The organism is Enterococcus sp. RTP21361st1_A6_RTP21361_211029 (assembly GCF_040910045.1).
In the GTDB taxonomy this organism is placed as follows: Bacteria; Bacillota; Bacilli; order Lactobacillales; family Enterococcaceae; genus Enterococcus_D; species Enterococcus_D gallinarum.
Window position 1 is genome coordinate 1 of the sequence record NZ_JBDGBK010000129.1, and the last position, 6,266, is coordinate 6,266.

Consider the following 6,266-nt stretch of genomic DNA (forward strand, 5'->3'; position numbering starts at 1 on the left):
ATCTGAGCCAGAATGAGGTTCATTCTGACCCAGATTTGATTTTGTACAACCCATCAGTCCTTATTGACAAAGAGCCACTATTCTTCGGTCTCTGATGTTTTTTATTTTCCTTCAACGAGCCAGTTTAATACCCGTTGGATCCACTGATCCCAAAATTGCCAATCGTGATCTCCGGAACCAGACTCAAATGTCACTGCCAAGTCACGTTCCTGCATTTTTGCAACTGCATATTCACTTGCAGGAAACAGTTGGTCTTCTGTTCCACAACTAATATAAAAGCGCGGTGCCTTTTGCGGATCAATCGTATCGATCAAATGGATCAAATCATTCTCTGAACCTTGAAACTGATCCAATGGGCCAAAAATCCCTTCCCAGTAAGAAGTATTTCGAATCTTTAAAAGAGAATCCATGCTTTCAGCAATCGCTAAAGCCCCGGACAAAGAGGCAACGGCAGCAAAACTCTCTGGTTTACGCAAACCCAACTTAACAGCACCATAGCCCCCCATAGATAGACCAGCAGCAAATGTCTTCTCTCGATCACTGCTCAATTGAGGAAACAGCTCTCGGCAGATTTGCGGTAACTCTTCTGCAACAAAGGTCCAGTACTTCATATCATAAGTTGTATCTGTATACCAAGCCAAATCAGTCGAAGGCATGATCACTGCCATTTGATAGTCGCTCACATAGCGCTCGATCGAAGTTCGTCTTTCCCAGACACTATGATTACCGCCCATTCCATGTAATAGATATAGAACTGGTAATTCTTTTTGATCATTTTTTGTAGTTGTACCTACCTTTTTGATGGTAGTTTGGGGGAGAATCACGTTTACCATTACTTCCATTTCAAGAACATTTGAATAGATATTTGCTTGTATAAAAGCCATCAAATCACCTGCGATTCTTTTTTTATCATTGTACCAGATTCTCGCCGAATTGTACGGGCAAACACCAAAGCAAGCACAATCAGCAACAATCCTAATCCATATACCCAATGTAATCCATCGTACAAAATTCCTCGTAATTGAAGCAGAATGTCTGTTGAAAGTTTCTTAGCAGCAGTTGGGTCCACTAAGCGATTCATGATTTCCTGATCTTGAATACCTGCTTCTTTCAATCCAAAATTATTGCTGATATTCAAGACGATCCCGAAAACAGAAACCATGATTGTCTGACCAATTGTTCTTAATAGCGTATTGAAGGAGGTCGCTACCCCAATTTGTGAATGAGGAACACTGGTTTGAGCAGTCACGGTACAAACGACCATCGTCGCTCCCAATCCGATTCCGGTAATTGAAGAGATTCCTAAAAACCAGAGAAAAGACGTTTTCATTGGGGTAATAAAAAGCCAGATTGCGCCAACAAGCGTAATTAATAGACTAGCCGTTAGGACCCATGAAACCGACCGCTTCAGCAACCAGCGGCTGGCTAGAAATGAGCCGACCATCCATAAAATCGATAACGGTGCTAGTACAAGACCACCGATACCTGCACTCATTCCTAAGACTCCTTGCATCCACATTGGGATATACACATCGATACCCATCAAAAAACCGCTAGCTAGTGCTGCGACAATATTTACTACCACAAAAGTTCTAGAATGGAATAACGCTAAATCAATTAATGGATCTGCTGCTTTTTTCTCTACTCGATAAAACAGCAGGAATGTTACAATAGTCAAAATCAGTAAGCTTACCACAGCAACACTTAACCCCTGATCGCCTAGTAACTGAAACCCTAAAAGCAGAGAAACTAATGTGACCATCATCAAAAAACTACCAAGTAAATCCATTTTCTCAGATTTCTTCGTCTTTTTGTTTTCATGAAAATAAAACCAAATCATGCCAAGAAGAAACACACCAATCGGCACATTAATAAAAAAGATCCAGTGCCAACCGACTGTATCAACAATCACACCACCAGCTAATGGACCGACGACACTAGCAATCCCCCAAGCAGTACTGTTCAAACCCAAGACTTTCGCTCTCTTTTCTACAGGGTACAAGTCGGCGATGATCGTCAATGCAACAGGCATCATCGCACCAGCCCCGATTCCTTGAACAGCTCTCGAAAGGATGAGTGTCAGCATGCTGTTTGACAAGCCACAGAGTGCGGAACCAATCATAAAGAGCAGTGTCCCAAATAAAAAAATCGGTTTACGACCAATGGTATCGGCAAGTTTACCGTAAATGGGTGTCAACATAGCACTAGTCAATAAGTAAATCGAAAAAACCCAATTCATGATCTCGATCCCGTGTAAAGAACCAACGATCGTCGGCATAGCAGTCGTAATGATCGTCCCTTCGATAGCCGTCATAAATGTTGCAACAAAAACAGCAATCGTCACACGTGTCACATTCGTTTTCATCATTCTCCCCCTCTTCTAAGTCAAAAAAAAGAACCTCTATTGATTTACATCAACAGAGGTCGCCTCTTTATTCCTTCACACTTGCCAATAAAGCATCCACTTTATCTGTTTGCTCCCATGGCAAGTCGATATCTGTACGACCAAAATGTCCATATGCCGCTGTCTGACGATAAATCGGACGACGTAGATTCAACATTTCTATAATTCCAGCTGGCCGCAGATCAAAATTCTCTCTTACAGCTTGGATCAATTTCTCTTGACTGACTTTTCCGGTTCCAAACGTATCAATTCGAATCGATACAGGTTGTGCTACACCAATCGCATAAGCTAGCTGAACCTCTACCTTTCGGGCAAGTTTCGCTGCAACGATATTTTTAGCAATATAGCGTGCAGCATAACTAGCAGAACGGTCAACTTTTGTTGCATCTTTCCCAGAAAATGCGCCACCGCCATGTCTTGCATATCCACCATAAGTATCTACGATGATTTTTCTACCAGTCAATCCGGCATCCCCTTGAGGCCCACCGATGACAAATCGTCCTGTCGGATTGATATAATATTTTGTTTCATCGTCTAAAAGAGAAGCTGGTATCACTTCTTTAATCACTTTTTCAATAACGTCATGACGAATCGTTTCATTGTCTACTGCATCATCATGCTGTGTGCTGATAACAACTGTATCCACTCGACGAGGCTGATCTTGATCATCATACTCGACAGTTACTTGGGATTTTGCGTCAGGACGCAAATAGGTCAATTCATTCGTTTTACGCAGTTCTGCTAATCGCCGAACAAGACGGTGACTCAATGCAATTGGTAATGGCATCAATTCTGGTGTTTCATCAACAGCAAAACCAAACATCAATCCTTGATCTCCGGCACCGATTTCTTCTTCATTCGCTTCATCGCGTACTTCTAATGCATTGTCAACGCCTTGAGCAATATCAGGTGATTGTTCATCAATGGCTACCAATACCGCCACAGTGTCACCGTCAAAGCCGAATTTTGCCCGTGTATAACCGATTCCTTTGATGGTTTCGCGAACAATTTTTTGAATATCTACATAGGCACTTGTCGAGATTTCGCCAAAGACCAATACTAATCCGGTCGTCACCGAGGTTTCGCAGGCAACCCGTGCCATTGGATCTTCAGCAAGCAGCGCATCTAAAATAGCATCACTGATTTGATCAGCCACTTTATCTGGATGTCCTTCAGATACAGATTCTGAAGTAAATAAATGTTTCTCTGTCATTTTTTGTATTCCCCCTAAATTTCGATTCGGTTACAAGGCATCTTCGCAGCTGCGAATCCTTTCGGGAACTTGCAACGGACTGATTATAACAAATTTTGACCTACTGTGCCTAATTTATGGAAAAACTTTTAAAATTGCCTTTTTTAAAACATAAAAAAAAAGCATTCCAAAGGATGCTTTCATGATCCGTACGGGATTCGAACCCGTGTTACCGCCGTGAAAGGGCGGTGTCTTAACCACTTGACCAACGGACCAAGTAAAATTCAATGGGCCTAAATGGACTCGAACCATCGACCTCACGCTTATCAGGCGTGCGCTCTAACCAGCTGAGCTATAGGCCCAAAATAAAAAAACTAAAGCGGGTGACGAGAATCGAACTCGCGACAACAGCTTGGAAGGCTGTGGTTTTACCACTAAACTACACCCGCAAGATGGCGCGGGACAGAATCGAACTGCCGACACATGGAGCTTCAATCCATTGCTCTACCAACTGAGCTACCGAGCCATAACGGTTCCGACGGGAATCGAACCCGCGATCTCCTGCGTGACAGGCAGGCATGTTAACCCCTACACCACGGAACCATATTTAGTTTTTTTGATTGCGGGAGCAGGATTTGAACCTACGACCTTCGGGTTATGAGCCCGACGAGCTACCAGACTGCTCCATCCCGCGATAATAAATTACTAATTACAATAGCTGCTTTAAGTAATTAAAAGCTGGACTCATTGATCTACAATCCGATCAAGAGTTCAGTAAAGGAGGATAAGGGATTCGAACCCTTGCACGGTTTTACCCGCCTGACGGTTTTCAAGACCGTTCCCTTCAGCCGGACTTGGGTAATCCTCCAAAAAGTGTTGCAATGATCCGTACGGGACTCGAACCCGTGTTACCGCCGTGAAAGGGCGGTGTCTTAACCACTTGACCAACGGACCGCTAAAACGGAGAAGGAGGGATTTGAACCCTCGCGCCGGTTTCCCGACCTACACCCTTAGCAGGGGCGCCTCTTCAGCCACTTGAGTACTTCCCCAAATGTAACAAAATATATAGTTCAATGGGCCTAAATGGACTCGAACCATCGACCTCACGCTTATCAGGCGTGCGCTCTAACCAGCTGAGCTATAGGCCCAAAAAATAAAAACTAAAGCGGGTGACGAGAATCGAACTCGCGACAACAGCTTGGAAGGCTGTGGTTTTACCACTAAACTACACCCGCATGGCGGTCTGGACGGGACTCGAACCCGCGACCTCCTGCGTGACAGGCAGGCATTCTAACCAACTGAACTACCAAACCATATTTTAGTTTTTATTTGACGCTTCTATTGTATTAACAGAAACAATTGCGGGAGCAGGATTTGAACCTACGACCTTCGGGTTATGAGCCCGACGAGCTACCAGACTGCTCCATCCCGCGATAATAAATTACTAATTAAGCAATAGCTGCTTTAAGTAATTAAAAGCTGTACTCATTGATCTACAATCCGATCAAGAATCCAGTAAAGGAGGATAAGGGATTCGAACCCTTGCACGGTTTTACCCGCCTGACGGTTTTCAAGACCGTTCCCTTCAGCCGGACTTGGGTAATCCTCCAACATATACAATGCCACAATGGACCTTGTAGGACTCGAACCTACGACCGGACGGTTATGAGCCGTCTGCTCTAACCAACTGAGCTAAAGGTCCAGGCTCTTAATAATCGCGGCGGAGGGGATCGAACCCCCGACCTCCCGGGTATGAACCGGACGCTCTAGCCAGCTGAGCTACACCGCGAAAAAATCATTTATTCAAATGATATGGAGCCTAGCGGGATCGAACCGCTGACCTCCTGCGTGCAAAGCAGGCGCTCTCCCAGCTGAGCTAAGGCCCCTTTTGAAAATATAATCGGGAAGACAGGATTCGAACCTGCGACCCCTTGGTCCCAAACCAAGTGCTCTACCAAGCTGAGCTACTTCCCGTTGCTAAAACGCGCCCAAGAGGAGTCGAACCCCTAACCTTTTGATCCGTAGTCAAACACTCTATCCAATTGAGCTATGGGCGCATATTAAGAAATGCCGAGGACCGGAATCGAACCGGTACGGTGATCACTCACCGCAGGATTTTAAGTCCTGTGCGTCTGCCAGTTCCGCCACCCCGGCTGATTGCGATGGCAAAAGCGGAAAACGGGGTTCGAACCCGCGACCCCCACCTTGGCAAGGTGGTGCTCTACCACTGAGCTATTTCCGCGTATTCCTGATGCCGGCTAAAGGACTTGAACCCTCGACCCTCTGATTACAAATCAGATGCTCTACCAACTGAGCTAAGCCGGCAATGAAGTGCGGGTGAAGGGACTTGAACCCCCACGCCCGAAGGCGCTAGATCCTAAATCTAGTGCGTCTGCCAATTCCGCCACACCCGCATAGGTTATTACTATGAGCCGTACAGGGCTCGAACCTGTGACCCTCTGATTAAAAGTCAGATGCTCTACCAACTGAGCTAACGGCTCATATGGGGGTTAACGGGTTCGAACCGCTGACCCTCTGCTTGTAAGGCAGATGCTCTCCCAGCTGAGCTAAACCCCCATAATTTAAAAAAAACGCGTGGCGACGTCCTACTCTCACAAAGGGAAACCCTTCACTACAATCGGCGCTAAGAAGCTTAACTTCTGTGTTCGG

General features: G+C 45.3%; 3 protein-coding genes, 25 tRNA genes and 1 riboswitch. All 28 genes read right to left on the reverse strand.

The genetic code is table 11. The annotated features are described in order from the left end of the window. Positions 1-101: 101 nt before the first annotated feature. Positions 102-884 (reverse strand): alpha/beta hydrolase family protein, encoded by a 783-nt coding sequence (locus AB5Z52_RS15510; protein WP_021149016.1) that lies wholly within the window; start codon positions 882-884, stop codon positions 102-104. Beyond that, positions 884-2,365, reverse strand: a complete 1,482-nt coding sequence (locus AB5Z52_RS15515) for an MDR family MFS transporter (RefSeq protein WP_003128404.1) — start codon at positions 2,363-2,365, stop codon at positions 884-886. Before AB5Z52_RS15515 ends, AB5Z52_RS15510 begins: the two co-directional genes overlap by 1 nt. Before the next feature lie 67 nt (positions 2,366-2,432). Further along, complete coding sequence (metK, locus tag AB5Z52_RS15520; RefSeq protein WP_003128403.1) at positions 2,433-3,617, reverse strand: methionine adenosyltransferase; 1,185 nt, start codon at positions 3,615-3,617, stop codon at positions 2,433-2,435. Continuing rightward, positions 3,615-3,697: riboswitch (SMK box riboswitch) on the reverse strand. (Overlaps the previous gene by 3 nt.) Before the next feature lie 102 nt (positions 3,698-3,799). Further along, positions 3,800-3,871: transfer RNA gene (locus AB5Z52_RS15525), tRNA-Glu, on the reverse strand. Positions 3,872-3,884: 13 nt separating this feature from the next. After that, positions 3,885-3,958 (reverse strand) — tRNA-Ile (locus AB5Z52_RS15530). Between the two features lie 16 nt (positions 3,959-3,974). Further along, positions 3,975-4,045 (reverse strand) — tRNA-Gly (locus AB5Z52_RS15535). Between the two features lie 4 nt (positions 4,046-4,049). After that, positions 4,050-4,122 (reverse strand) — tRNA-Phe (locus AB5Z52_RS15540). Positions 4,123-4,126: 4 nt separating this feature from the next. Then, positions 4,127-4,199 (reverse strand) — tRNA-Asp (locus AB5Z52_RS15545). Between the two features lie 17 nt (positions 4,200-4,216). Further along, positions 4,217-4,290: transfer RNA gene (locus AB5Z52_RS15550), tRNA-Met, on the reverse strand. Positions 4,291-4,374: 84 nt separating this feature from the next. After that, positions 4,375-4,464, reverse strand: a tRNA-Ser gene (locus AB5Z52_RS15555). A gap of 14 nt (positions 4,465-4,478) precedes the next feature. After that, positions 4,479-4,550: transfer RNA gene (locus AB5Z52_RS15560), tRNA-Glu, on the reverse strand. Positions 4,551-4,557: 7 nt separating this feature from the next. Next, positions 4,558-4,645: transfer RNA gene (locus AB5Z52_RS15565), tRNA-Ser, on the reverse strand. Between the two features lie 25 nt (positions 4,646-4,670). Further along, positions 4,671-4,744: transfer RNA gene (locus AB5Z52_RS15570), tRNA-Ile, on the reverse strand. A gap of 16 nt (positions 4,745-4,760) precedes the next feature. Then, positions 4,761-4,831 (reverse strand) — tRNA-Gly (locus AB5Z52_RS15575). A 1-nt stretch (position 4,832) separates the two neighbouring features. Next, a tRNA-Asp gene (locus AB5Z52_RS15580) sits at positions 4,833-4,909 on the reverse strand. Positions 4,910-4,955: 46 nt separating this feature from the next. After that, a tRNA-Met gene (locus tag AB5Z52_RS15585) sits at positions 4,956-5,029 on the reverse strand. A gap of 86 nt (positions 5,030-5,115) precedes the next feature. After that, positions 5,116-5,205, reverse strand: a tRNA-Ser gene (locus tag AB5Z52_RS15590). Between the two features lie 19 nt (positions 5,206-5,224). Further along, a tRNA-Ile gene (locus tag AB5Z52_RS15595) sits at positions 5,225-5,298 on the reverse strand. A gap of 13 nt (positions 5,299-5,311) precedes the next feature. Next, positions 5,312-5,385: transfer RNA gene (locus AB5Z52_RS15600), tRNA-Met, on the reverse strand. 24 nt (positions 5,386-5,409) lie between these two features. Continuing rightward, positions 5,410-5,482: transfer RNA gene (locus AB5Z52_RS15605), tRNA-Ala, on the reverse strand. A gap of 14 nt (positions 5,483-5,496) precedes the next feature. Next, a tRNA-Pro gene (locus AB5Z52_RS15610) sits at positions 5,497-5,570 on the reverse strand. A gap of 9 nt (positions 5,571-5,579) precedes the next feature. After that, positions 5,580-5,653: transfer RNA gene (locus AB5Z52_RS15615), tRNA-Arg, on the reverse strand. An 11-nt stretch (positions 5,654-5,664) separates the two neighbouring features. Then, positions 5,665-5,750: transfer RNA gene (locus AB5Z52_RS15620), tRNA-Leu, on the reverse strand. 16 nt (positions 5,751-5,766) lie between these two features. Beyond that, positions 5,767-5,838 (reverse strand) — tRNA-Gly (locus tag AB5Z52_RS15625). 10 nt (positions 5,839-5,848) lie between these two features. Then, a tRNA-Thr gene (locus AB5Z52_RS15630) sits at positions 5,849-5,921 on the reverse strand. Positions 5,922-5,928: 7 nt separating this feature from the next. Further along, positions 5,929-6,010 (reverse strand) — tRNA-Leu (locus tag AB5Z52_RS15635). A 14-nt stretch (positions 6,011-6,024) separates the two neighbouring features. Beyond that, positions 6,025-6,097: transfer RNA gene (locus AB5Z52_RS15640), tRNA-Lys, on the reverse strand. A 3-nt stretch (positions 6,098-6,100) separates the two neighbouring features. After that, positions 6,101-6,173, reverse strand: a tRNA-Val gene (locus tag AB5Z52_RS15645). Positions 6,174-6,266: the final 93 nt, after the last annotated feature.